We start from the raw sequence: 22,203 nt of genomic DNA on the forward strand, positions 1-22,203 counted from the left end.
GGTGTCCCAGATCGAGAGCAGCACACCCTTGCCTTCCGGCGTGGTCAGGACGAACACGCCGCGGTAACCGGGTTGCTCCCGGAGGCGCGGCGCGATCTCCGCCTCGAACTTCGCGAGCGCGGCCGCCATGCTGGTCCGCACGGTGTCGATCTCAAGCAGCGTCAGTCGCGCGTACATGCGTTACCTCCATCAGTTGCTCCTCGACGACTGCTCCGTCGAGCATGCGCACGATGCGGTCCATCCGCCGGCCGACCGAGATGTCGTGCGTGACGACCACGAACGTCAAACCCCGCTCGTCGTTCAGCCGCCGCATCAACTCCACGGTCTCGTCCGCGCCTTCACTGTCGAGATCGCCGGTCGGTTCGTCGGCCCAGACGATCGCGGGGTCGTTCACGAGTGCTCTCGCGATCGTGACCCGCTGGCGTTGCCCACCCGAGAGCTCGTCGGGCACATGGCGGGCGCGCGCCTCGAGGCCGACCAGGCTCAGCGCCTCGAGCGCCCGTCGTCGCGCGTCCCGCATCGGAACCCGGGCGACCAGCAACGGCAACTCGACGTTCTCGACCGCACTCAGGACGGGCATCAGGTTGTAGAACTGGAAGACGAAGCCCATGCGACGTGCGCGGTAGTCGGTTCGTTGGCGGTCGGACATCGACGCGAGCGAACGTCCTTCGATCCGCACCTCGCCGCCGTCGATCGAGTCGAGTCCCGACAGGCAGTTGAGCAGCGTGGTCTTGCCGCATCCGCTCGGGCCCATGACCGCGACCATCTCGCCGCGATCGACGCGTAGTTGGATGCCTCGCAATGCGTCGACCCGAACCGAGCCGGTGTCGTAGGTCTTGTAGACGGCGCCTGCCTCGACGATGGGGTCGGTGTCCACGTGTGCCTCCCGCGTCGCTTCCGGCACCATCGTCTCCCCTTGAACCGGTGACCTCCAGGGCCGAACGTCCCCGAACCGGCGAGCCCCTTGACTCAACGGGGCGGCTCACCCGGGGTGACGATGGTTCCTGCTTCGCCGGCGAGGATCGCCTTCGTATCGCCCAGCGCACCGATCGCGGCGCTGCGGCCGGTGACCTCGACGAAGTGGCAGGCCGCTTCGACCTTGGGTCCCATCGACCCCGCGGGGAACGGCAGTGCGCGCAGGTCCCCGGGTGTCGCGCAACGGATGGGACGAGCCTGGGGGAGCCCGTAGTCGACCTCGACGGCGGCCACGTCGGTGAGCAGCAACAAGAAGTCGGCGTCGATCGCGACGGCGAGGAGCGCGGCGGTCGCGTCCTTGTCGACGACGGCCTCGATGCCCTGCAGCTCGCCACCCGGCGTCTCGACGACGGGCACTCCGCCACCACCCGCGCACACGACGACGGTGTTGGCCTCGAGGAGTCGGGCGATCAGCCCGGTCTCGACGATGCGTTCCGGCGCGGGCGACGGCACGACTCGGCGCCACTGCTCCCCGTCGGGAGCGATGCTCCAGCCGCGCGCGCCGGCCAGGATGCGGGCCTCCGCTTCGCTGTAGACGGCGCCGACGAACTTGGTCGGCTTCAGGAATGCGGGGTCGTCGGCGGCGACACGGGTCTGCGTGACCAGCGCCGCGACCTCGCGCCCGGGCAGCGCGTTCTCCAGGGCCTGGAGCAACCAGTAGCCGATCATCCCCTGGGTCTGGGCGCCCAGGACGTCGAACGGGTACGGCGTGGTCAGGTGCGGGTCGGAGGCGCTCTGCATGGCGAGGACCCCGACCTGGGGCCCGTTGCCGTGGGTGAGGACGAGCTCGTGGTCGTGGGCCAGCGGGGCGAGGGCGTGCACCGCGCGGTCGACGTTGGCCTCCTGGGTGGCCGCGTCCGGCTTCTCCCCGCGCCGCAGCAGCGCGTTGCCCCCGAGCGCCGCCACGATCCGCATCGCTCAGCCGCCGAGCGTCGCGACGAGCACGGCCTTGATCGTGTGCATCCGGTTCTCGGCCTGGTCGAAGACGATCGACGCGTCGGACTCGAACACCTCGTCGGTCACCTCGAGCGCCTCCATCCCGGTCTGCTCGAAGAGCTGCTCGCCGACCGTGGTGTTCCGGTCGTGGAACGAGGGCAGGCAGTGCATGAACCGCGCCGCCGGGTTGCCCGTCGCCTTCATCAGCGCCGCGTTGACCTGGTACGGCTTGAGCAGGTCGATGCGCTGCTGCCACAGCTCCTTCGGCTCGCCCATCGACAGCCACACGTCGGTGTAGACGAAGTCGACGCCGCGCACCCCCTCGGCCGGGTCCTCGGTGTGGGTGATCCGGGCGCCGGTGCGCTCGGCCAGGGACCGGGCGCTCGCGATGACCTCGTCGTGGTTCCACTGCGGCCGGGGAGCCACCATGCGCACGTCCATGCCCATGAGCGCCCCGGCCATGAGCAGCGAGTTGCCGACGTTGTTGCGGGCGTCACCGACGAACGCGAACGCGATCGCGCCGTCCGGCTTGGCGCAGTGCTCGCGCATCGTCAGCATGTCGCACAGCGTCTGGGTGGGGTGCCACTCGTCGGTCAGCCCGTTCCAGACCGGCACCCCGGCATACGACGCGAGGGTCTCGACCAGCTCCTGGCGGGACCCGCGGTACTCGATCCCGTCGTACATGCGGCCCAGCACCCGGGCGGTGTCCTTCATCGACTCCTTGTGCCCGATCTGGGTGCCGGTCGGCTCCAGGTAGGACACGTGCGCGCCCTGGTCGAAGGCGGCCACCTCGAACGCGCACCGGGTCCGCGTGGAGGTCTTCTCGAAGATCAGCGCCAGGTTCCGGCCCCCCAGCAGCGGCCGCTCCGTCCCGGCGTACTTCGCGGCCTTGAGGCTCGCGGCGAGGTCGAGCAGGGCCGTCCACTCCCGGGGGGTGAAGTCGAGCTCCTTGAGGAAGCTGCGCCCGTGAAGGTTCGGTGCCATCTAGATCCCGTCCCGGTCCACCGGGCAGGTCATGCACCGCGGGCCGCCGCGGCCGCGGCCGAGCTCGCTGCCCTGGATCGTCACGACCTCCAGGCCGTTGCGGCGCAGGTGCGTGTTGCTGGTGACGTTGCGCTCGTAGGCGACCACCACGCCGGGGGTCACCGTCAGCACGTTGCACCCGTCGTCCCACTGCTCGCGCTCGGCCGCGCGCACGTCCTGAGTGGGGGTGAGCACCCGGATGTCGTCCAGCCCCAACGCGTTCGCGATGGCCCGGTGCATCTCCTCGGGCGCGTGGTCGGTCACCTTGAGCTCCTTGTCGGAGTCCCCGGGCTCGATCGTGTACGACGCGAGCATGCCCAGGCCGGCGTACTTGGTGAACGTGTGCGCGTCGACCATGGTCATCACGGTGTCGAGGTGCATGAACGCCCGGGCCTTGGGCAGCACCAGCGCCACGATCTGCCTCGCCGCGCCGGCCGCGAACAGCTCGTGGGCGAGCCGTTCCACCGCCTGTGGCGTGGTCCGCTCGCTCATCCCGATGAGCACCGCGCCACGGCCGATGACCAGGACGTCGCCGCCCTCCATCGTGGCCGGGCCGCCCTCGGTCCCGCCGGACCAGACGTGGAAGCCGGCGTCGCCGAACTCGGGGTGCCAGCGGTAGATCGCCTCGTAGTGCAGCGACTCGCGCTGGCGGGCCTTCTTGCTCATCGAGTTGATCGCCACGCCGTCGTAGACCCAGCACGAGGTGTCCCGGGTGAACAGGTGGTTGGGCAGCGGCGCGAGCAGGAAGTCGTCGAGGGCCATGGCGTGGAAGGCGACCGACTTCGGCTCGACCATGCGCTCGAGCGCCTCGCGCTTGGTGATGCCGCCGATGAGCATCTCGGTGAGGTCGTCGGCGTCCATCGCCTCGACCATGTCGCGCACCGGCTCCAGCGCCATCGGGCCGTAGACCCGCTCGTCGAGGACGTGCCCCAGGACGTGGTCGCGGGCCTCAGGCACGGCCATCGACTCGCGCAGCAGGTGGTCGAAGTAGACGACCTCGACGTCGAGCTCGCGCAGCGCCTCGGCGAAGCCGTCGTGCTCCTGCTTGGCCCGCTTGACCCACAGCACCTCGTCGAAGAGCAGGTCGTCCTTGTTGGTCGGCGTCAGCCGCTTCAGCTCCAGGTCCGGTCGGTGCAGGATCGCCCGGCGCAACCGCCCGACCTCGGACCCGACGTAGTACCTGCTACCCATCACAGCCTCCGTGCCTCGGTCATGCGGTGGCGCCGGGACAGGTAGACGGGGATGCCCAGCAGCCCGGCCACGCCGGACATCAGGAACGGTCCCCAGACCACCCACCAGCTCTCGCCAGTGTTGCGCGAGTAGTAGATGAACGCGATCGAGAAGAGCAGGGCCACTGCGGCGACGACCAGGTCGCGCCACAGCCGGGCGGTCTGCACCCGGTGGTCGTCGTGCCAGCGCCACTTCAGCTGCGCCAGGGCAGAGAAGCCGTAGGGGATGGCCGCCGTGATGCCCGTCATCAGGACGAGCGTGGTGAAGACGTCGGCGCCGGTGGTGCCCAGGTAGCTGACGACCATGGCCACCGAGGCCAGCGTGGTCGAGGCGACGATGCCCCAGGCGGGGACCCGGCGGCCGGACAACCGGCCGAACCGCTCGGGGAAGAGCCCGTCGTGCGCGGCGGCCAGCGGCATCTCGGCGCAGATCATCGTCCAGCCGTTCAGCGCCCCGATGCCGGAGATGATCACCGCGACGGCTACCAGGTTGCCGGCCCACGTGCCGCCGAACATCTGGTTGAACGCGACGGAGTAGGAGTCCTGGTTGGCGGGCTTGGCCAGCTCGGAGGTCGGCAACATGCCGAAGACCGCGATCATCGACAGCAGGTAGACGGCGGCGCTGGCCAGCGTGCCGTAGACCGTGGACCGGGGGACGTTTCGCTCCGGGTCGCGCACCTTCGCTGCCGCCACGGCCGCGGTCTCGACGCCCAGGTAGCTGAACAGGCAGATCGCCATCGCGCCGCCGATGGCCGACACGTTGGTGCCGCCGCTGACGTTCCAGGGGGTGAAGTTCGCGGTGTTGACGAAGAAGAGGCCGACCGTGGACATCACCAGCAGCGGCAGGAACTTCAGGATCGTCGTGACGACCTGGAAGGCACCCATGTTCTTCACACCGGTGAGGTTCACCGCGGCCGGGATCCACAGGCCGGCCAGGGCGATGAGGATCGACCAGCCGGCGATGTGGCCCTTGTTGACGAAGTGCTCCACGTAGAACACCCAGCCGACGACGATCGCGGCGTTGCCGGCCCAGGCGGTGATCCAGTAGGACCACGCGTTGGCGAAACCGATGCCGTTGCCGAACGCGGCGCGTGCGTAGGCGTAGGGGCCGCCCTCGGCCGGCATCCGTCGCGACATCACGGCGAACATGAACGCCAGCGCTGCGGCACCGACCGTGGTCAGCGCCAGGGCGAACAGGCTGATGGGTCCGTAGCTGGCCAGGGAGTAGGGCAGGCTGAAGATGCCGACCCCGATGATGCTGCCGACGATCAGCGCGGTCGACTGGCGCAGCCCCAGGGCGCGCTCGGTCGGTGCGCTGTCGGGTCGCTGTCGCGGCAGGGTGTCGTGGGCCATGATGACCTCCCGCAAGGACGACCGGCCCGCCCGACGGGCTGGTCCACCTCGATGCTCTTCCTCCGGTGGGCGCCATCGTCATGCCGAAAGTCCTCCCGCCGATCGGGCCGGACGACCGGTGCCCGCAGGCGCCTCAAAGGTGCCGGCCGAGCCGGGTGCGGCGCACCAGGAGGCTGCCCACGTCGAAGCACAGCAGCACCCCCCCGACGGCCACGACGAGCGCCTTGACCTCGGCCGCCACGGGGACAGGCCGCAACAGCACCGCCAGCCCGAGGAGCACCGGGGCCTGCAGCAGGTATGCCGTGTAGGCGCCGCGCCCGGCGCGGCGCCACTGCGGGCCGTTGAAGTGCAGCCGGGCCTGGGCCTTGGCCAACAACCAGATCGGCCCGCAGACGGTGAGCGTGGCCTCCAGCGCGGCGACCCCGAGCGCGGGCAGGTTCCACCCGCCGGCCAGGTCGGTGCCGGTGATCCGGGTGGGGCCGACCGCGATGATCACCGCGATGGCGACGAGGACTCCCGCGACCACGGCCTGGCCCGTGCCGCGGCGGATCCCCGACGGCACCGAGACCAGCCACCCGTGACCGGAGGCCACCGTGCCCAGGGCGAACAGCCCCGCGCACTCGGGCCACTGCCACACCTGCAGCCCGGCGATCTGGTTGGTGTCCAGGCCCAGCCACAGCCGGACGACGAACGTCCCCCCCGCCACGCCGGCCACGAGCAGCGCCACCGTCCGGCCGGTGGGCGCGCCCCCGCGCCGCGTCCGCGGTGAGGTGGCGGCGGTCCGCCACCACACGGCATACCCGAAGGAGAACAGGAGCAGGACCGGCAGGAACCACAGCGGGCCGGTGTCGAGGGTGGGCACGAGGCGGCGCATGTCCTGCCACCAGGTCGCGCGGCTGTGCCGGATCCCGCGGTCGAGCCAGTGCACCAGCGTCGGGAAGACCAGCAGCGCGAAGACCGCCCACGGGACCCCGAGGCGCAGGACCCGGTCGCGCACATAGGCGCCAGTGCCCTTGCGCTGCAACGACCCCGGCGTCAGCAGCCCGGAGATGAGGAACAGCAGGGCGATGAGGAAGACCGCGAACGGGCCGACCACCGCCAGCACCACCGTCTGGGTCAGCCCGGCGAGGGAGGTCTCGCGGTAGCCCTGGTAGGTCCAGCCGAACTCGCCGCTGTAGCCGAGGACCCCGTGGCCGGCGATGATCCCGGCGACCAGCAGCGTCCGGAGGTTGTCCAGGTAGGGCCAGCGCGCCGGGGGGACGGTCATGGCTGTGGTGTGGTGCCGGGGGAGCCGGTCGTCGGGGCCAGGGTCGCGCCCGGCAGCGTGGGGGTGGAGGAGGAGGGGGTGGCGACGCTGCCCTCTGGCACGACCGGCACCGTGGCCGTCTGCACCCCGTCGAGGTCGCGGCACACCCGGCCCGTGGGGCGGTCCTTCTCGATGGTGCGGCCGTTGACCACGGTCACGTCGTCGTAGGCCGGCCGGCCCTCGATGAGGTTGCGGTAGGTGTAGCGCACCAGCGAGGTCAGGCCGCAGTCCTGGCCGAAGACCGCGATGTCGAACGCGTAGGGCTGGCCGGTGAGCTCACCGCCGGGCTCCTCGACGAGGTGGCTGACCGTGCCTCCGCCGGTGAACGTGCCGACACCGATCCGGTTGCCCTCCAGCTCGTCGCTGTGGATGTGGCCGTTGATGAGCACGCCCGCGTGGTCCACGCCCTTGACCGCCGACGGCTCGTGCGACACGACCAGGTCGGGCACGTCCCGGCCGGCGAAGGTGCGGTTGAACGCGTCCACGGACGGCTGTTGCTTGGCCGCGTTGTCCTTGTTGTCGTCGCCGAACCAGCGCGGGTCGTTGAAGCCGGCGATGCGCACCCCGGCGATGGTCGCCTCGGTGAACGTGCTCGCGTTGGGCTGGAGCAGGATCACGTTGGGGACCCTGGCCATCCGCCGCAGGATGGCCCGGTCGGTGGGGCTGTTGGCGTCGTGGTTGCCGCGGACGAAGACGTAGGGGACCCCGAGCCGGGAGATGGAGGTGAAGATGCCCGCAGCCTCGGCCTCGGCGACGCTGCCGAAGTTGGTCAGGTCACCGCTGTCGACCACCGCGGTGATCCCCTCGTCCTTGATGACGCTCTGCATCACCGGGTACTGGTTGGCCCCGTGGATGTCGGACACGAGCAGGAACCGCGCCGCCGCCGGCTGGTTGAGCTCCTGCGGGACGAACTTCTCCTGCAGCGCCTGGCTGAGGGCGAGCAGGTTCTTGATGTACGGCGTGGCCTGGTTGGCCCGGGCCTCCACGTCCCCGAGCAGGCCCGCGTTGCGCCGCAGCGTGCCGAGCAGGCCGCTGGTGTTGTAGCTGCTGAGGTTCCTGGGCTGGTAGCTGTCCCAGACACCGAGGCCGGTGCCGCCGACGGCGAGCAGCACCGCGGTCCCGGTCGCGGTCACGTGGCGCCACGACGGACGCCGGCGCCGCCCGAAGGTCACCAGCGCCACGGTCACCAGGCCGACGCCGACCGCCCCGGCCGCGAAGCGCAGGCCGACTCCCGAGACGGCGCTGGCCAGGGCCGCGCTGACCTCCGTGGTCGAGGGCTGCAGCGAGCTGATCGAGACGCGGCGGTCGTCGAAGACGTCGGTGATGTTCTCCTTGACCTGCACGGTCGCGTCCACGCCCGGCGCCGGCAGCAGGCTGGTGAACTCCAGGTCGATGTCGCCGAAGGACGTCGGGCTGTGCAGGGTCGAGGTCAGGGTCGGCAGGGCCGACAGGCGCACGTCGGCGCGGTAGTGCCTCGTCTCCACGGTCGTCGGGAAGAGGCTGGTGGTCGCGACCCCGCCGGCGTAGCAGGCGAGCGTCACACCCAGCACGGCCAGCACCTTCGGGCCCCCCCGCCGGGCGCGCGGGCGCACCCACCTGCCGGCGGCGCGCAGCCGCTGCCGCACCCCGCCGAGCCGTCCCCGTGTCGTGCGGGTGCCCGCCATGCCCCTCACTCTGCCAAACCCGGCGGCCTCGCACGGTCACGACCCGGCGTCAGTACGTGACACCGCCGGGCAGGCCGACGGTCGTCAGGAACCACACGGCCGAGGTCAGCACCACGACGACGAGCGCGGTGAAGGTCAGCCCGCCCAGCACCGGCAGCGCCCAGCGCGGCATCCGGCTGTGCAGGGTCAGCACCTTGGCCACAAACGCGCCGTAGAAGACGCACCCGGCCAGCGAGTGCACGAGCACCCGGGCCTGGTCGTACTGGAACCCCAGGGCCCACAGGCAGTGGTAGGCCACCGGCAGGCTGACCAGCACCGCCAGCCCGCCGGACACGCGGTGGAAGGTGCCCAGCCACGACGGCGCCGGCCCGGACCCGAGGTGGCCGAACAGGCGCAGCGCGGACACCAGCTGGACCAGGGCGAGCAGCCCGGCGACCGAGCCGAGCCACACCTTCATCGAGACCAGGTCGGGGAACCCCAGGGTCGTGACGGGCCGGAACGTCGGCTGGTGCACCCGGCCGTAGACGCCCAGCGCCACGGCGACCGCGGCGCCCACCGCCAGGGTGCCGGCGACGCGTGCGGGCCGGGCCGTGGTCGTGGCCACCGGCCCAGCGTGACCCCGCCGCCCGCCGTGCGCCACCGTCAACGGGATGACCCCCACTGCGCCGCAGACCGCTATGCCGCGCCACCGGCGCCGCGGCCCGGCATACCGGGGGCGCGGGGACTGGCAGCATGGGTCACGTGCGCATTTTCGCGGCGGTGGTGCCGCCGGAGCACGCCCTGGACGACCTCGAGGAGTTCCTCGCGCCGCGGCGCGAGGCCGGGCCCGGGCTGCGCTGGACCGCGCGCGACCAGTGGCACCTGACCGTGGCCTTCATGCCGGCGGTGCCGGAGCGGGCGGTGGACGACCTGCTGGCGCGGATGGCCCGGGCTGCTGCCCGGCGCACGCCGTTCGCGGCCACCCTGACCGGCGCCGGGGCGTTCCCCGACCCGGCCCGGGCCAAGGTGCTGTGGGCCGGGGTCGGTGGCCTCGAGCCCGAGGTGGAGCTGTCCCGGCTGGCGGTGGGCGCACGGGCCGCCGCGGCCAAGGCGGGCGCCGACGTCGAGGGCCGTCGCTTCCACCCGCACCTGACGCTGGCCCGGGTCGGCCGGCCGGCCGAGGTGACCCGGTGGCTGCGGGTGCTGGAGACCTACCGAGGCCCGGAGTGGACGGCGAGCGAGCTGGTCCTCGTCGAGTCCCACCTGGGCGAGGGGCCGCGGCGGCGACCGCGCTACGAGGTCGTGGAGACCTTCGCCCTGGGCGTGCGCCGATGACCGGCCAGCCGACGGGCCAGCCGACGGGCCAGCCGGCGCTGGCCCGCCGACTCGGCACGGCCGACGCGGTCGTCATCGGGCTCGGCTCGATGGTGGGCTCGGGTGTGTTCGCCGCCTTCGGCCCGGCGGCCCGGGCGGCCGGGTCCGCGCTGCTGGTGGGCCTCGCGCTGGCCGCCGTCGTGGCCTACTGCAATGCGACCGCCTCCGCCCAGCTGGCGGCGCAGTACCCGACCTCGGGGGGCACCTACGTCTACGGCCGGGAGCGGCTCGGCCCGTGGTGGGGGTTCCTCGCCGGGTGGGGGTTCGTCGTCGGCAAGACGGCCAGCTGTGCCGCAATGGCGCTGACCTTTGCCGCGTACGTCGCACCGGGGCCGTGGCAGCGCCCCGTCGGCGCGGTGGCGGTCGTGGCGCTCGCGGCGGTCAACTACCGCGGCGTGACCCGGACCGCGCGGCTCACCCGGGTCATCGTCACTGTCGTGCTCGCCGTCCTGGCCGTGGTCGTGCTGGCCTGCCTCACCGGCGGACAGGCCAGCCTGGCGCACCTCACGCAGCCGTATGTCGGTCCGCTGGGCGGGTGGTACGGCACCCTGCAGTCCGCCGGCCTGCTCTTCTTCGCCTTCGCGGGGTATGCCCGCATCGCCACCATGGGGGAGGAGGTGCGCGACCCGCAGCGGGTCATCCCACGGGCGGTCCTGATCGCGCTCGCGGTCGCCGTCGCGGTCTATGCCGTCGTCGGCGTCAGCGCGCTGCTGGTGCTCGGGCCGACTCGTCTGGGCGCCGCGCCCGCACCGCTCGCGGCAGCGGTCGGGGCCGGCGGGTGGTCCTGGGCGGTGCCGCTGGTGCGTGCCGGCGGCGCGCTCGCCTCACTGGGGGCGCTGCTGGCGCTCATCGCCGGCCTGGGCCGCACCACCCTGGCCATGGCCCGCGAGCGCGACCTTCCAAGCCGGCTGGGCGCGGTCCACCCGCGGTACCGCGTGCCGCACCGGGCCGAGGTCGCTGTGGCCGCGGTCGTCGTCGTGCTCGTCCTGGCCGTCGACCTGCGTGGGGCGATCGGCTTCTCCTCCTTCGGCGTCCTGACCTACTACCTCGTGGCCAACCTCGCCGCGCTCAGCCAGACGGGGGAGTGGAGGAGGTTCCCCCGCGGGCTGCAGGTGATGGGAGCCACGGGCTGTGTCGTGCTGGTGGCAACGTTGCCACTGTCGGCCGTGCTGGTGGGGCTGGCGGTGTTCGCCGCCGGCGTGCTGCTCCGGCTGGTCACGCGCCGCGTGCGCGCGAGCCGGACAACCGGCAGCTGAGCACCACCGCCAGCGGCCAGAGTGCCTGGGCCGCGGCCGCCACGCGCTCGGACAGGCCGACGGCCGGCCCAGCGGAGCGCAGCTCGAGGAGCAGCCACGCCACCAGCAGCGCGAGCACCACGGTGGCTGTCCCGGCGGCCCTGCGGCGCAACGCCATCGGCGTGCCGGGACGGCTGCGTGAGGCCAGGACGGGCCATACCGCCAGGGCGGCGAACGCGGTCGATGCGGCCGCGGTGTGCGCCGCGGCGCTGCCCGACGGCGACGGCAGCGGCAGCAGCGCCACGAGGAACGTCGCGACACCGCCCACCGCCAGCGTGAGGCGCCCGGCCGTCGCCGCAGGGCGCACTGCCAGCGCGGTGGTCGCGTGCGCGACGCCGAGCCCGAGCAGGGCCACCGTCATCACGACCCGGTGCGGAGCGCCGGTGGCCGCGAGCGCGCTGATGGTCTGGCGCACCGGGTCGAACGGTGCTGGCTGCACGGCCTGTGCCCACGTCCAGCCCCCGACCAGCAGGACCGGGGCGGCGATCGCGGAGGCCAGGCCCCACCAGGGCACCCGGGCCGGCGGGCCGCTGCGCACCGGCTCAGCCCTCGACGGTGACCGTGGTGCCCGGCCGGGTCATGGTGCCGGCGGGGCACCACCAGGTCATCACCTCGACGGCGAGCCGCCCGGCGCGCACCGCCGGGTCTGCCTCTGCCAGCTCGCGGGCCCGCTCGGTGGAGCCGGTGCAGAAGAAGGTCAGCCCGCGCAGGGACTCATCCGGCTGGTCCAGCACCGGGCCGTTGGTGACGACGTGCCCGGCCTCGCGCAACGACGCGAGATAGGCAAGGTGCTCGGCCTGGATCCGCTCCAGGGTCGCCTCGTCGTAGGGCGTGGCGTCGGCCGGGCGCCGCAGCATCACCAGCTCGAAGGACTCCAGGTTCACGTCCCGCACGGTAGACCCCGCGGCAACCCGCAGCGCAGCACCGGGCCGGGTGTCACCCGTGAGCTTGCTGGCGCACCTTCGCCGCGGTCAGCAGGAAGGCCGCGTCCGTGAGCGCCTCGACGGCATGCGTCTCCAGCGGCAGCTCGAGCAGGTCGCCCTGCGCGGCCTCCCACGCCTGGCCCTGGCTGGCGACCCGCAACCGACCGCGCAGCACCAGCATCGTGGCCTCACCCGGGCTCTCGTGGTCGCCGAGCCGGGCCCCTTCGCGCATCGCGATGACCGTCTGGGTGAGTGTCGACGATGGGCCGCCGTAGAGCATGCGTGCGCTCCGCCCGTTCGTGGCCTGCGCCGCGGCGTCACCCAGCGCCTGGACCTGCTGGTCGAGGTTGTCCGGCTGCATCTCGTGCCTCCCTCTCGCCTGCCCCGGTCGATCGCGGCTGGGTGCGACTCCAGCGTGCCTCACGGGTCCTGCTGTCGCCCGGTACGTGGGTCCTGCGCGTCGGGACAGCGAAGGGCCCCGCCGCGTTGCCGGCGGGGCCCTTCGGTCTCTCATGTGCGCTGGTGCGCTCGGGGTGCAGTTACCAGTAGTGCTTGCGGCCGCCGACGGCGCGGCCGGTCGCGCCGAGGATCCACAGAACGGCACCGACGATGATCAGGATGACGCCGATCGTCGTCAGGATCGAGATGTGGGCGACGATGCCGATGATCAACAGGATCAGTCCGAGAATGATCACGCTGGTCTCCTTGTGAGAGGTGGGGAGATCAGGGTGTACCCAAGTGGGGCGCATTTCAACGGATGAGGCTTGTGGGGGTTTCTGTCGGCTCCTGTCGGCTCCTGTGGGCGAAAGGTCCTGACCGGCCCCGCTCCGCCCGCGCCACGCTGGCCATGACCTGCCGCTGCTCCTGTTTGGGAGGCGCCATGAGCACCGCCGGCTACCCCGTCCGTGTCGACGCCCGGCTGGATCCCGGGCTCAGCCGCTGGCTGTGGCTGGTCAAGTGGCTGCTGGCCATCCCGCACTACCTCGTGCTGCTCGTGCTGTGGGCAGCGTTCGTGGTGCTCAGCATCGTGGCGTTCTTCGCGATCCTGTTCACCGGGCACTACCCCCGGGCGATCTTCGACTTCAACGTCGGGGTGCTGCGCTGGAGCTGGCGGGTGGGCTACTACGCCTACGGCGCCCTGGGCACCGACCGCTACCCGCCGTTCACCCTCGACGAGGTGCCCGACTACCCGGCCCACCTCGAGGTGGCCTACCCCGAGAGGCTCTCCCGGGGCCTGGTCCTGGTCAAGACCTGGCTGCTGGCCCTGCCGCACTACCTCGTCGTGGCATTCTTCGCCGGGGGCTCCCTCGCGCTGGTCTCCGGCGACAACCGGACCCGGGTCTGGTCCAGCGGCCTCATCGGGCTGATGGTCCTCGTCGGCGCGGTGGTGCTGCTCGTGACCGGTCGCTACCCGCAGTCCGTCTTCGACTTCGTGCTCGGGATGAACCGGTGGGTGCTGCGCGTGGCCGCCTACGCGGCGCTGATGACCGACGAGTACCCGCCGTTCCGGTTCGACCCCGGCGGCGACGACCCCTCGGCGGCGCGCATGACCATCGGGACACCGCCCCCGCAGCAGCCCATCGAGGCGGGGCAGCCCGTCGACACGACGGCGCCGCAGGCGGCCGCCCCGCCCGCCGGGTCGACGGCACCCCCGCCGGCCACCATGGCGCAGACGGCACCTCCGGCGGCGAGCGCCGGCGCCAGGAAGTGGACCGGGGGCCGGATCGTCTCCGTCGTCGCCGGCGCAGTGCTGCTCGCGGGGTCGCTGGGGCTGCTGGCCGCCTCGGCCGGGCTCGGGGTGCTGAACCTCGCCTCCCGGGACCGCGCCGGCTTCGTCACCACCGCGTCGCGCACCTTCGCCACCTCGACCAGCGCCATCGCCAGCAGCGCGGTGCAGGTCGGCGCCTCCGGGCAGGACTGGAGCGGGGCGTCGTGGGCGCTCGGCGACGCGCGGGTGCGGGCGGAGTCGCTCGACCCCCGGCCCGTGTTCATCGGCGTCGCGCACACCGCGGACGCGGCGGCGTGGCTGGCCGGTGTGGACCACTCCACGGTGATCGGCTTCCGCGACGGTGCGCCGGTCTACCGCGACGTCACCGGCGGGACGCCCTCGGTGCCGCCGGAGCAGGCGGGGATCTGGGCGGCCAGCGTGTCCGGCACCGGACCGCAGGAGCTGGTGTGGCCGATCCAGTCCAGCGACTGGACCGTCGTGGTGATGCACCCCGACGGCAGCCCCGGGGTCATCGTCCGCGCCGACGCCGGTGCGACGCTGCCGGTGCTGCACTGGCTGTGGGTGGCGCCGCTCGTGGTGGCGCTGGTGCTCATCGTGGCCGGTGTCCTGCTCGTGGTGCTCGCCATCCCGCGGGCCGCGCGGACATGAGGGTGCTGGTCGCCGAGGCCAGCCGGCACGGCTCGACGCTGGCCATCGCCGAGGCGCCCGCGCACACGCTGCGCGAGGAGCTGCCGGGTGCCGAGGTGGACGTGGACGTGGTCCGCGCGCCGTACGGCGACTTCCGGGACTGGCCGGCGGTCCAGGAGTGGGGACGGCGGATCGCCGCAGCGCTCGTCCCGCAGCAGCACGCGGGCTGACGTCCCTGCGCCCCGGTGAGGGGCACGGCATACTGCGCCCATGTCTGCCGGACGCAGTGCAGGGGACGCCGACGTCATCGTCGTGGGGGCCGGGCTGGCCGGCCTCGTGGCGACGGCCGAGCTGGTGGAGGCGGGCCGCAGCGTCCTGCTGCTCGACCAGGAGTCGGCCGAGAACCTTGGGGGACAGGCGTTCTGGTCCTTCGGCGGCATCTTCCTGGTGGACTCACCCGAGCAGCGGCGCATGGGCATCAAGGACTCCTTCGACCTGGCCTGGCAGGACTGGACCGGCACGGCCGGCTTCGACCGGGAGCACGAGGACCGCTGGCCCCGGCAGTGGGCCCGCGCCTACGTGGAGTGGGCGGCCGGTGAGAAGCGGGCGTGGTTGCGGGAGCGCGGCGTGGGCTTCTTCCCCGTGGTCGGCTGGGCCGAGCGCGGTGACGGGACCGCGACCGGGCACGGCAACTCGGTGCCGCGCTTCCACGTCACGTGGGGGACCGGTCCCGGGGTGCTCGAGCCGTTCGTGCGACGGGTCCGCCAGGCCGCTGACGACGGCCGCGTGCGCATCGGCTTCCGGCACCGGGTCGACGCGCTCACCGTCGAGGGCGGCGTGGTGACCGGCGTCAGCGGCAGCCGGCTTGCCCCGGCGCACGAGCCCCGCGGCGCGGCCACGAACCGTGAGGTGGTGGGCGACTTCGCGGTCCGCGCCCAGGCGGTCGTGGTGACCTCCGGCGGCATCGGCGCCAACCACGACCTGGTCCGGGCGAGCTGGCCGGCCCGGCTCGGCGAGCCGCCGCGCGAGATGGTCACCGGCGTCCCGGCCTACGTCGACGGGCGGATGATCGGCATCAGCGAGGCCGTCGGGGCCAACGTGGTCAACCGCGACCGGATGTGGCACTACGTCGAAGGCCTGCAGAACTGGGACCCGATCTGGCCCGGGCACGGCATCCGGATCCTGCCGGGGCCGTCCTCGCTGTGGTTCGACGCGCTGGGGCGCCGGCTGCCGCCGCCGCTGTTCCCCGGCTTCGACACCCTCGGAACGCTGGCCCACCTGCGCCAGACCGGGCACGACCACTCGTGGTTCGTGCTGACGCAGAAGATCATCGAGAAGGAGTTCGCCCTCTCCGGCTCGGAGCAGAACCCCGACCTGACCGGCCGCTCGGTGCGGCAGGTCCTCGCCCGCGCGCTGCCCGGGGCGCCCGGCCCGGTGGAGGCGTTCAAGCAGCACGGCGCGGACTTCGTCGTCGCCGACACGCTGCCCGAGCTGGTCGCCGGGATGAACGCGCTCACGCCCGAGCCGCTGCTGGACCCCGCGGAGATCGAGCGCCAGGTCGTGGCCCGCGACCGCGAGATCGACAACGACTTCGGCAAGGACCTGCAAGTCACCGCGCTGCGGGGCACCCGCGCCTACCGCGGGGACCGGCTGATCCGCACCGCGACCCCGCACCGGATCCTCGACCCCAAGGCGGGTCCGCTGATCGCGGTGCGGCTGCACGTCCTGACCCGCAAGACCCTCGGCGGGCTGGAGACCGACCTGTCCGCGCGGGTCCTCGGTGCCGACGGGTCGCCCGTGCCGGGGCTCTACGCCGCCGGCGAGGTCGCCGGCTTCGGCGGTGGCGGGATGCACGGCTACCGGGCGCTGGAGGGGACCTTCCTCGGCGGCTGCCTGTTCTCGGGGAGGGCAGCCGGTCGCGCTGCCGCGGAGGAGGTCGCATGAGCGTGCCCACGCGTGAGCAGAGCGGGCGGGAGCTGCGGTTCATCGCCGACCTGTCGCTGCGGTTCCTGCTGATCGCGGCCGCGATCTACGTGCTGCTTCGGATCCTCAACGCCATCAGCCTGGTCACGATCACCGTGGTCGTGGCCCTGCTGGTCAGCGCGCTGCTCCAGCCGGCCGTGGCCTGGCTCGTCGGCCGCGGCGTCCCCCGGCCGCTGGCCGCGATCGGGGTGTTCGTCGTCGGTGTCGTCGCCATCGGGCTGGCCGTGTGGTTCGCCGTCTCCCAGGTGGCCAGCAACGCCGCGCTCATCGGCGACCAGCTGCGGAACGCCCTCACCTCGATCCAGGACTGGCTCGTGCACGGTCCCCTGCACCTGTCCGCCCGGCAGGTCGACCAGATCGGCACGAACCTGCAGCAGACCCTGGCCAACAACCAGGGCAGCATCGTCTCGGGCGTGTTCGCGACGGCGGGCAGCGCGCTGAGCGTGATCAGCGGCGGGGTGCTGTGCCTGTTCGCGATCTGCTTCATGCTGCTCGACGACGGCCAGATCTGGCGCTGGGTGGTCAGCCTCTTCCCCGACCGGGAGGAGCCGCGGGTCGCGCATGCGGGGCAGGTGGCCTGGCGCACCCTCAGCGCCTACATGCGCGGCTGCGTCATCCTGGCGTTCATCAACTCCCTGACCATGGTCATCGTCATGCTCGTCGCCGGGATGCCGCTGGTCATCCCGCTGGGCGTGCTGCTCTTCCTCGGCTCGCTCATCCCGCTGGTCGGCATGGTGGTCGCCGGAATCGTCGTGGTGCTCGTCGCGCTGGTGACCAAGAGCGTGGCCGTGGCGATCGTCATGGCGGTGGCGCTGGTGCTCACGGTCCAGCTCGAGGGCAACATGCTCAACCCGTACATCCTCGGCAAGGCGGTGAGCATCCACCCGCTGGCCATCCTGCTCGCGGTCACCGGCGGCACGATCCTCGGCGGAGTGTTCGGCGCGTTCATCGCGGTGCCGCTGGTCGCGGTGCTCAACAACGTGCGCACCACCGTCCGCCTCGACGCGGCGGCAGCCGACAGCTGACCCACGTCCCGTAGCGGGTCGACAGCCCGCCCGGGGAGGAGTCGAATGGACCCCCGGCCACACCGCGCCGGGACCACCCGCCCGAGGGAGGCAGCGTGTCCGGTCACGTCTACCGCGTCATCGAGGTCGTCGGGTCATCACCCGACAGCGTCGACGCCGCCATCCGCAACGCGATCGACCGGGTCGGGCAGACCACCCGGCACCTCGACTGGTTCGAGGTCTCCGAGATCCGGGGCCAGCTCGACGACAGCGGTATCGCGCACATCCAGGTCGGCCTCAAGGTCGGCTTCCGGATCGAGCAGTCCGGGGACTGAGCCGTGGGCACCGCAGCGCCGGAGCACCCCGAGGCGCCGCACGACCACGAGCTCGAGGAGCTCGAGGTCGACTCCACCATCCCGCCGCGCCCGGAGGAGGAGGTCGCCGACGCCGACGGCGAAGAGGCCCCCGACGCCGGTGGGCTCAGCGGGTCCGGGTGACCTTCGAGAGCCCGCGCGGCACGTCAGGGTCCTGACCACGCGACACTGCCAGCTCCCGCGCCAGCTGCTGCAGCGGGATGACCTGGACGATCGGCGCGACCCGCTCGACCATGCCCGTGGGCAGCGGCACGGTGGGCTCGGCGCCGACGCCGGGAGGGGCGACCACGCACAGGTCCGCGCCCCGCTCGACGAGGCGCTCGAGCACCGGCGCCAGGGCTCGTCCGCCGGCCCCCTCGGGGACGATCGCCACGACCGGGCGGTCGGCGTCGATCAGGGCCAGCGGGCCGTGCAGCAGGTCGGCCCCGGAGAACGCGTGCGCCGACAGGTAGCAGGTCTCCATCAGCTTCAGCGCCGCCTCCCGCGCGGTGGGGTAGGCGTAGCCGCGTGAGGTCGTGACCAGCTTGTCCACGAACCGGTATCGCGCCGCCACCGCCGCGACCTGCGGCAGGTCGAGCGCGGCGTGCGCGAGCGACGGCAGGCCCTGCAGGTCGAGGGGGTCGGCGTCCCGCCACGCCTCGACGAGCAGGAGCAGGGTGAGCAGGCTGGCGGTGTAGGTCTTGGTGGCGGCGACGGAGTGCTCGGGTCCGGCGAGCATGTCCAGGTGGAGCTGCGCCGCCTCGGCCAGGGGCGACCCGGCGGCGTTGGTGACGGCCAGGGTCAGCGCACCCCCGGCGCGGGCCCGGCCCGTCGACTCGACCAGATCGGGCGAGCCGCCGGACTGGCTCACCGCCACCCACAGGACCCCCGTGAGGTCGGGCTCGGCGTCGTAGGTCGTGTACGTCGACGTGGACACCAGGCCCGCGGGCAGGCCGAGCGTGGTCTCGATGAGGTACTTGGCGTAGAGCGCGGCGTGGTCGCTGGTGCCGCGGGCCGCGAGCAGGACGAAGCGGGGCGCGAACCGGCGCACCTGCGCGGCCACCGCCCGCACCGCGGCCGGCGCCTCGCGGAGCACTCGCTCGAGCACCTCCGGCTGCGAGGCCACCTCGGCGGCCATGAGCGCGCCGGGCGCAGTGGCGCCGCGCGAGCCCTGCGAGCCGCTCACGCGAAGCGCTCCCGCAGCCACCGCACCTGACGGGCGCTCTGGTGCGTCCCGCCGCCCTCGTGCTCGTTGTAGGGGAACACGTCGATCTCCTTCGGCCCGGCGTAGTGGTTGTACGCCGCGAAGACCGTCGACGGCGGGCAGATCGGGTCCATGAGGGCCACCGAGAACAGCGCGGGGACGTGTGCGTGCGCCGCGAGGGTCATCCCGTCGAAGTAGCTGATCGTGGCGAGGGCCTGGGTCACCCGGTCGCGGTGCGTGCGCACGAAACCCAGCAGCTCGGCATACGGCCGGGTGTCGGTGACCTCGATGGCGCGGGCGACGTGCGAGAGGAAGGGGACGTCGACCATCGCGGCGGCGACGCCGTCGGCCAGCGCCGCGGTGGCGAGGCTGATCGCGCCGCCCTGGCTGCCGCCGTGGACCGCGACGCGGCTGCGGTCGACCCCGTCGAGCGCGTGCGCCACCTCGACGGCGCGCACGGCATCGGTGAACACGCGGCGGTAGTAGTAGTCGTGCGGGTCCAGCACTCCGCGGGTGAGGAACCCCTCGACGTGCGGGGAGTCGCTGCCGGCCTGGTCGCCGGTGGCCCCGGCGGTGCCGCCGCGGGCGCCCTGGCCGCGGGTGTCCATGACGATGGTGGCGAACCCGGCGGCCGGCCAGGCCAGCCAGTCCAGCGGCTCGCCGCGCCCCTGCCCGTAGCCGAGGTAGTGCACGACGGCGGGCAGGTCACCCGTGAGGCCGCGTGGCCGCAGCAGCCAGCCCCGCACCCGCTGGCCGCCGAACCCGTTGAACGACAGGTCCTGCGCCTCGACCAGCGGCAGGTGCAGGTCGTGGTCGGCCAGCGTCAGGTCGAGCGGGTGGCTGCGCGCCTCGGCGAGCGTGGTGTCCCAGAAGGAGCGGAAGTCCTCCGGCTCGGCACGGTCGGGCCGGTACTCGTGCAGCTGGTCGAGGGACAGGTCGAACAGGGGCATGGCCCGACCCTATTGCGCGTTCTGGCGTATGCCCTGTTGCGTCCCGGCGGCCGATACTGGAGGGCGGGGCAGGGGAGTGGATGGGGTGAGCGACGTGGCCTGGCACCTGACCGGCGAGTACCTCGAGAACTGCAACTGCGACATCCTCTGCCCGTGCGTCACGTCGGCGTTCCAGGCGCCGGCCGACAACGAGCGCTGCCTCGTGCCGTTGGCCATGCAGGTCACCGACGGGGAGTCCGACGGGCTACGCCTCGACGGCCTCGGGATCATCCTCGTGGTCGACGCGCCCCAGGTGATGGGCGAGGGCGGTTGGCGGGTGGCCGTCTACATCGACGAACGGGCCGACCAGGCGCAGCGGGAGGCGCTCGGCCCGATCCTCTCGGGTGCCAGGGGTGGCATGCCGGAGTTCCTCGCCACCCTCATCGGCGAGCAGGTGGGGGTGAAGTTCGTGCCGATCACCTTCGAGTCCCACGACGACACCCGACGCGTGACCGTCCCCGGCATCATGGACTTCGAGGTCACCGGCGTCCGGGCCCCGGACAGCCCGGTCATGCGGATCGTCAACGTCTTCCACCCCATGGGGACAGACCTGCCCGTGGCGCGGAGCACGGTCGGGACCTTCAACGACCCGGACTACGGCTGGTCCTTCGACAACGCGGGCAAGAATGGCCACTACCGCGACTTCGCCTGGTCGGCGTAGCGACGCCGCCGTCCTGTGGGCGGCGCTGCTGGGGGTCGCGGCGCTGTGCTGGGCGTGGCTGCTGACCTGGTCCAGCAGCCCGTCGATGTCGATGTCCACGTCCATGTCCGCCCCGATGGGGGCCTCGGGTGCGCCGACGGCTCTGCTGGCGTTCCTGGGCCTGTGGGTCGCGATGATGGCCGCGATGATGCTGCCGTCGGTGGCACCCGTCGCGCGGCTGTACCTGCGGGTGGTCTCGGCGCAGACCACGGGCCCGGCCCGGGCGGTCAGGGTGACGGCCCTGCTGTCCGGCTACTTCCTGGCGTGGGCGGCGTACGGGCTCGTCGCCTTCGGGCTGACCCGGTGGCTCGACATGGTGACGATGACGAGCGGTCGGGCACGGGTCGTGGCCGCGAGTGCTGCCCTGGCGCTGGCCGGGGCCTACCAGTTCAGCCCGCTCAAGGCCCGGTGCCTGGCGCACTGCCGCTCCCCACTGGGGGTGCTGATGCACGTCGGCAGCTTCACCGGCCGGCTGCGCGACGGGCGCGTCGGCGTCTGGCACGGCGGCTACTGCCTGGGCTGCTGCTGGAGCCTGATGCTCGTGCTGGTCGCGGTCGGCGTCATGAACATGGTGTGGATGGCCGCGCTGGCGGTCGTCATCCTGCTCGAGAAGGCGTGGCGGCACGGGCCGCGGCTCAGCCTTGCCGTCGGGGCGCTCTTGCTGGTGCTCGCCGTCGTCGTGCCCTGGCAGCCCGCCCTCATCGGGGCCTAGCCCGGCTGGCCCGGCGGTCCTCGACAGGCGGACTCAGAGGTACTGGCCGGTGGGGCCGGTCTCGTCCCCGTGGCGCGGCATACCGGGCATCGGGTGGTGCCCGGGACCGGCCGGCCCGTGCCCCGGCGGCAGGGCCCGGCGCATCTCCTGCAGCTGGGCCTGCGCCGCCATCTGCTGGGCGAACAGCGCGGTCTGGATGCCGTGGAACAGCCCCTCCAGCCACCCCACCAGCTGGGCCTGGGCGATGCGCAGCTCGGCGTCGGAGGGCGCGGCCTCGTTGAACGGCAACGTGATCCGCTCGAGCTCCTCGACCAGCTCGGGGGCGAGCCCCTGCTCGAGCTCGGACAGCGACCGGCGGTGGATCTCCGCGAGCCGCGCCCGCCCTGCCTCGTCCAGCGGCGCGTTGCGGACCTCCTCGAGCAGCTGCTTGATCATCGAGCCGATGCGCATGACCTTGGCCGGCTGCTCGACCAGGTCGGCGGGGCTGCGCTCCTCCTCCTCGGTGGCCGCGGGGTCGTGGTTGGCCACGCCCATCCCGTCCTGGGTCACCACCACGACGCGCTGGCCCTGCTCGTCGTCCCCGCGCTGCTGCTCGACGTCGCTCATGGCCCCATCCTGCCCCGTCAAACCGGTTGCTGCGTCGGCGGCCGCACTGCGAGCCTGCGAGACATGTCTGCACCCACGCTGCCGCCGGCGCTGGCCGGACGTTTCACCGTCAGCCCGGTCGTCCCGGAGGACGCCGACGCCATCCTGGGCCTCGTCTCGGCCTGCGACCTGGCGGTGCTGGGGTTCGTCGACTACACCCTCGAGGACGTGCAGGAGGACACCGGCCCGACCGCGACCGG

At 72.8% G+C, this 22,203-nt stretch carries 25 protein-coding genes; 10 read left to right on the forward strand and 15 right to left on the reverse strand.

Annotated elements, in window-relative coordinates; genetic code table 11:
- Nucleotides 1-151 precede the first annotated feature (151 nt).
- The 8 genes from ACXVGS_RS14870 to ACXVGS_RS14905 form a co-directional block, all read right to left on the reverse strand.
- Nucleotides 152-877 (reverse strand): ABC transporter ATP-binding protein, encoded by a 726-nt coding sequence (locus tag ACXVGS_RS14870; protein ID WP_458537112.1) that lies wholly within the window; start codon nt 875-877, stop codon nt 152-154.
- 92 nt (nt 878-969) lie between these two features.
- Nucleotides 970-1,890, reverse strand: coding sequence for a carbamate kinase (locus ACXVGS_RS14875; protein WP_458537113.1), 921 nt, complete (start codon nt 1,888-1,890; stop codon nt 970-972).
- Nucleotides 1,891-1,893: 3 nt separating this feature from the next.
- Nucleotides 1,894-2,895 carry an ornithine carbamoyltransferase gene (gene argF, locus ACXVGS_RS14880; protein WP_458537114.1) on the reverse strand — a complete coding sequence of 334 codons (1,002 nt, stop codon included), beginning with the start codon at nt 2,893-2,895 and terminating at the stop codon, nt 1,894-1,896.
- A complete protein-coding gene (locus tag ACXVGS_RS14885; protein WP_458528568.1) occupies nt 2,896-4,125 on the reverse strand; it encodes an arginine deiminase in 1,230 nt (409 codons plus the stop codon). It lies immediately after the preceding gene.
- A complete protein-coding gene (locus tag ACXVGS_RS14890; protein WP_458528569.1) occupies nt 4,125-5,516 on the reverse strand; it encodes an APC family permease in 1,392 nt (463 codons plus the stop codon). Before ACXVGS_RS14890 ends, ACXVGS_RS14885 begins: the two co-directional genes overlap by 1 nt.
- A gap of 133 nt (nt 5,517-5,649) precedes the next feature.
- On the reverse strand, nt 5,650-6,783 hold the full coding sequence (locus ACXVGS_RS14895) for an acyltransferase family protein (protein ID WP_458537115.1): 1,134 nt from the start codon (nt 6,781-6,783) through the stop codon (nt 5,650-5,652).
- A complete protein-coding gene (locus ACXVGS_RS14900; protein ID WP_458537116.1) occupies nt 6,780-8,486 on the reverse strand; it encodes a metallophosphoesterase family protein in 1,707 nt (568 codons plus the stop codon). Before ACXVGS_RS14900 ends, ACXVGS_RS14895 begins: the two co-directional genes overlap by 4 nt.
- A 49-nt stretch (nt 8,487-8,535) precedes the next feature.
- Nucleotides 8,536-9,090, reverse strand: coding sequence for a DUF6529 family protein (locus ACXVGS_RS14905; protein WP_458528572.1), 555 nt, complete (start codon nt 9,088-9,090; stop codon nt 8,536-8,538).
- A gap of 137 nt (nt 9,091-9,227) precedes the next feature.
- On the opposite strand from ACXVGS_RS14905, the gene thpR reads away from it, so the two are divergent.
- Nucleotides 9,228-9,800 carry an RNA 2',3'-cyclic phosphodiesterase gene (gene thpR / locus ACXVGS_RS14910; protein WP_458528573.1) on the forward strand — a complete coding sequence of 191 codons (573 nt, stop codon included), beginning with the start codon at nt 9,228-9,230 and terminating at the stop codon, nt 9,798-9,800.
- Nucleotides 9,797-11,095, forward strand: a complete 1,299-nt coding sequence (locus ACXVGS_RS14915) for an APC family permease (RefSeq protein WP_458528574.1) — start codon at nt 9,797-9,799, stop codon at nt 11,093-11,095. The genes thpR and ACXVGS_RS14915 overlap by 4 nt, the downstream gene beginning before the upstream one ends.
- On the opposite strand, the gene ACXVGS_RS14920 is transcribed toward ACXVGS_RS14915, so the two are convergent.
- The 4 genes from ACXVGS_RS14920 to ACXVGS_RS14935 all read right to left on the reverse strand — a co-directional run bounded on the left by ACXVGS_RS14920 (nt 11,055) and on the right by ACXVGS_RS14935 (nt 12,752).
- Nucleotides 11,055-11,672 carry a DUF998 domain-containing protein gene (locus ACXVGS_RS14920; RefSeq protein ID WP_458528575.1) on the reverse strand — a complete coding sequence of 206 codons (618 nt, stop codon included), beginning with the start codon at nt 11,670-11,672 and terminating at the stop codon, nt 11,055-11,057. The two genes, ACXVGS_RS14915 and ACXVGS_RS14920, sit on opposite strands and share 41 nt — an antisense overlap.
- 4 nt (nt 11,673-11,676) lie before the next feature.
- Entirely contained in the window at nt 11,677-12,018 is a 342-nt protein-coding gene (locus ACXVGS_RS14925; protein WP_458531431.1) for a YciI family protein, read from the reverse strand.
- Between the two features lie 52 nt (nt 12,019-12,070).
- A complete protein-coding gene (locus ACXVGS_RS14930) occupies nt 12,071-12,418 on the reverse strand; it encodes a LuxR family transcriptional regulator (protein WP_458528577.1) in 348 nt (115 codons plus the stop codon).
- Nucleotides 12,419-12,596: 178 nt separating this feature from the next.
- Entirely contained in the window at nt 12,597-12,752 is a 156-nt protein-coding gene (locus tag ACXVGS_RS14935) for a DUF6131 family protein (RefSeq protein WP_458528578.1), read from the reverse strand.
- Nucleotides 12,753-12,937: 185 nt separating this feature from the next.
- Here ACXVGS_RS14935 and ACXVGS_RS14940 point away from each other — a divergent pair, with 185 nt between their 5' ends.
- The 6 genes from ACXVGS_RS14940 to ACXVGS_RS14965 all read left to right on the forward strand — a co-directional run bounded on the left by ACXVGS_RS14940 (nt 12,938) and on the right by ACXVGS_RS14965 (nt 17,897).
- The gene (locus ACXVGS_RS14940; protein WP_458531430.1) at nt 12,938-14,434 is read left to right on the forward strand and encodes a DUF4389 domain-containing protein; all 1,497 of its coding nucleotides are present in this window, start codon (nt 12,938-12,940) and stop codon (nt 14,432-14,434) included.
- A gap of 2 nt (nt 14,435-14,436) precedes the next feature.
- Nucleotides 14,437-14,643, forward strand: a complete 207-nt coding sequence (locus tag ACXVGS_RS14945) for a hypothetical protein (protein ID WP_458531429.1) — start codon at nt 14,437-14,439, stop codon at nt 14,641-14,643.
- Nucleotides 14,644-14,683: 40 nt separating this feature from the next.
- Nucleotides 14,684-16,357, forward strand: coding sequence for an FAD-binding dehydrogenase (locus ACXVGS_RS14950; RefSeq protein WP_458528581.1), 1,674 nt, complete (start codon nt 14,684-14,686; stop codon nt 16,355-16,357).
- On the forward strand, nt 16,354-17,421 hold the full coding sequence (locus ACXVGS_RS14955; RefSeq protein ID WP_458528582.1) for an AI-2E family transporter: 1,068 nt from the start codon (nt 16,354-16,356) through the stop codon (nt 17,419-17,421). The genes ACXVGS_RS14950 and ACXVGS_RS14955 overlap by 4 nt, the downstream gene beginning before the upstream one ends.
- A gap of 95 nt (nt 17,422-17,516) precedes the next feature.
- Nucleotides 17,517-17,735, forward strand: a complete 219-nt coding sequence (locus ACXVGS_RS14960; RefSeq protein ID WP_141790603.1) for a dodecin — start codon at nt 17,517-17,519, stop codon at nt 17,733-17,735.
- A gap of 3 nt (nt 17,736-17,738) precedes the next feature.
- A complete protein-coding gene (locus ACXVGS_RS14965) occupies nt 17,739-17,897 on the forward strand; it encodes a hypothetical protein (RefSeq protein WP_458528583.1) in 159 nt (52 codons plus the stop codon).
- On the opposite strand, the gene ACXVGS_RS14970 is transcribed toward ACXVGS_RS14965, so the two are convergent.
- Nucleotides 17,881-18,939, reverse strand: a complete 1,059-nt coding sequence (locus tag ACXVGS_RS14970; protein WP_458528584.1) for an SIS domain-containing protein — start codon at nt 18,937-18,939, stop codon at nt 17,881-17,883. The two genes, ACXVGS_RS14965 and ACXVGS_RS14970, sit on opposite strands and share 17 nt — an antisense overlap.
- Nucleotides 18,936-19,907, reverse strand: a complete 972-nt coding sequence (locus tag ACXVGS_RS14975) for an acetylxylan esterase (protein WP_458528585.1) — start codon at nt 19,905-19,907, stop codon at nt 18,936-18,938. Before ACXVGS_RS14975 ends, ACXVGS_RS14970 begins: the two co-directional genes overlap by 4 nt.
- Nucleotides 19,908-19,992: 85 nt before the next feature.
- Between ACXVGS_RS14975 and ACXVGS_RS14980 the strand changes: the two genes are divergently transcribed.
- Nucleotides 19,993-20,607: a DUF1326 domain-containing protein gene (locus ACXVGS_RS14980; RefSeq protein ID WP_458531426.1), complete on the forward strand. Its 615-nt coding sequence runs from the start codon at nt 19,993-19,995 to the stop codon at nt 20,605-20,607.
- Nucleotides 20,573-21,358, forward strand: a complete 786-nt coding sequence (locus tag ACXVGS_RS14985) for a DUF2182 domain-containing protein (RefSeq protein WP_458531425.1) — start codon at nt 20,573-20,575, stop codon at nt 21,356-21,358. Before ACXVGS_RS14980 ends, ACXVGS_RS14985 begins: the two co-directional genes overlap by 35 nt.
- 33 nt (nt 21,359-21,391) lie before the next feature.
- Here the strand turns inward: ACXVGS_RS14985 and ACXVGS_RS14990 are convergent, their stop codons facing one another.
- Entirely contained in the window at nt 21,392-21,964 is a 573-nt protein-coding gene (locus ACXVGS_RS14990) for a bacterial proteasome activator family protein (RefSeq protein ID WP_458528588.1), read from the reverse strand.
- Between the last annotated feature and the right edge of the window lie 239 nt (nt 21,965-22,203).

This window comes from Oryzihumus sp. (genome assembly GCF_054325275.1).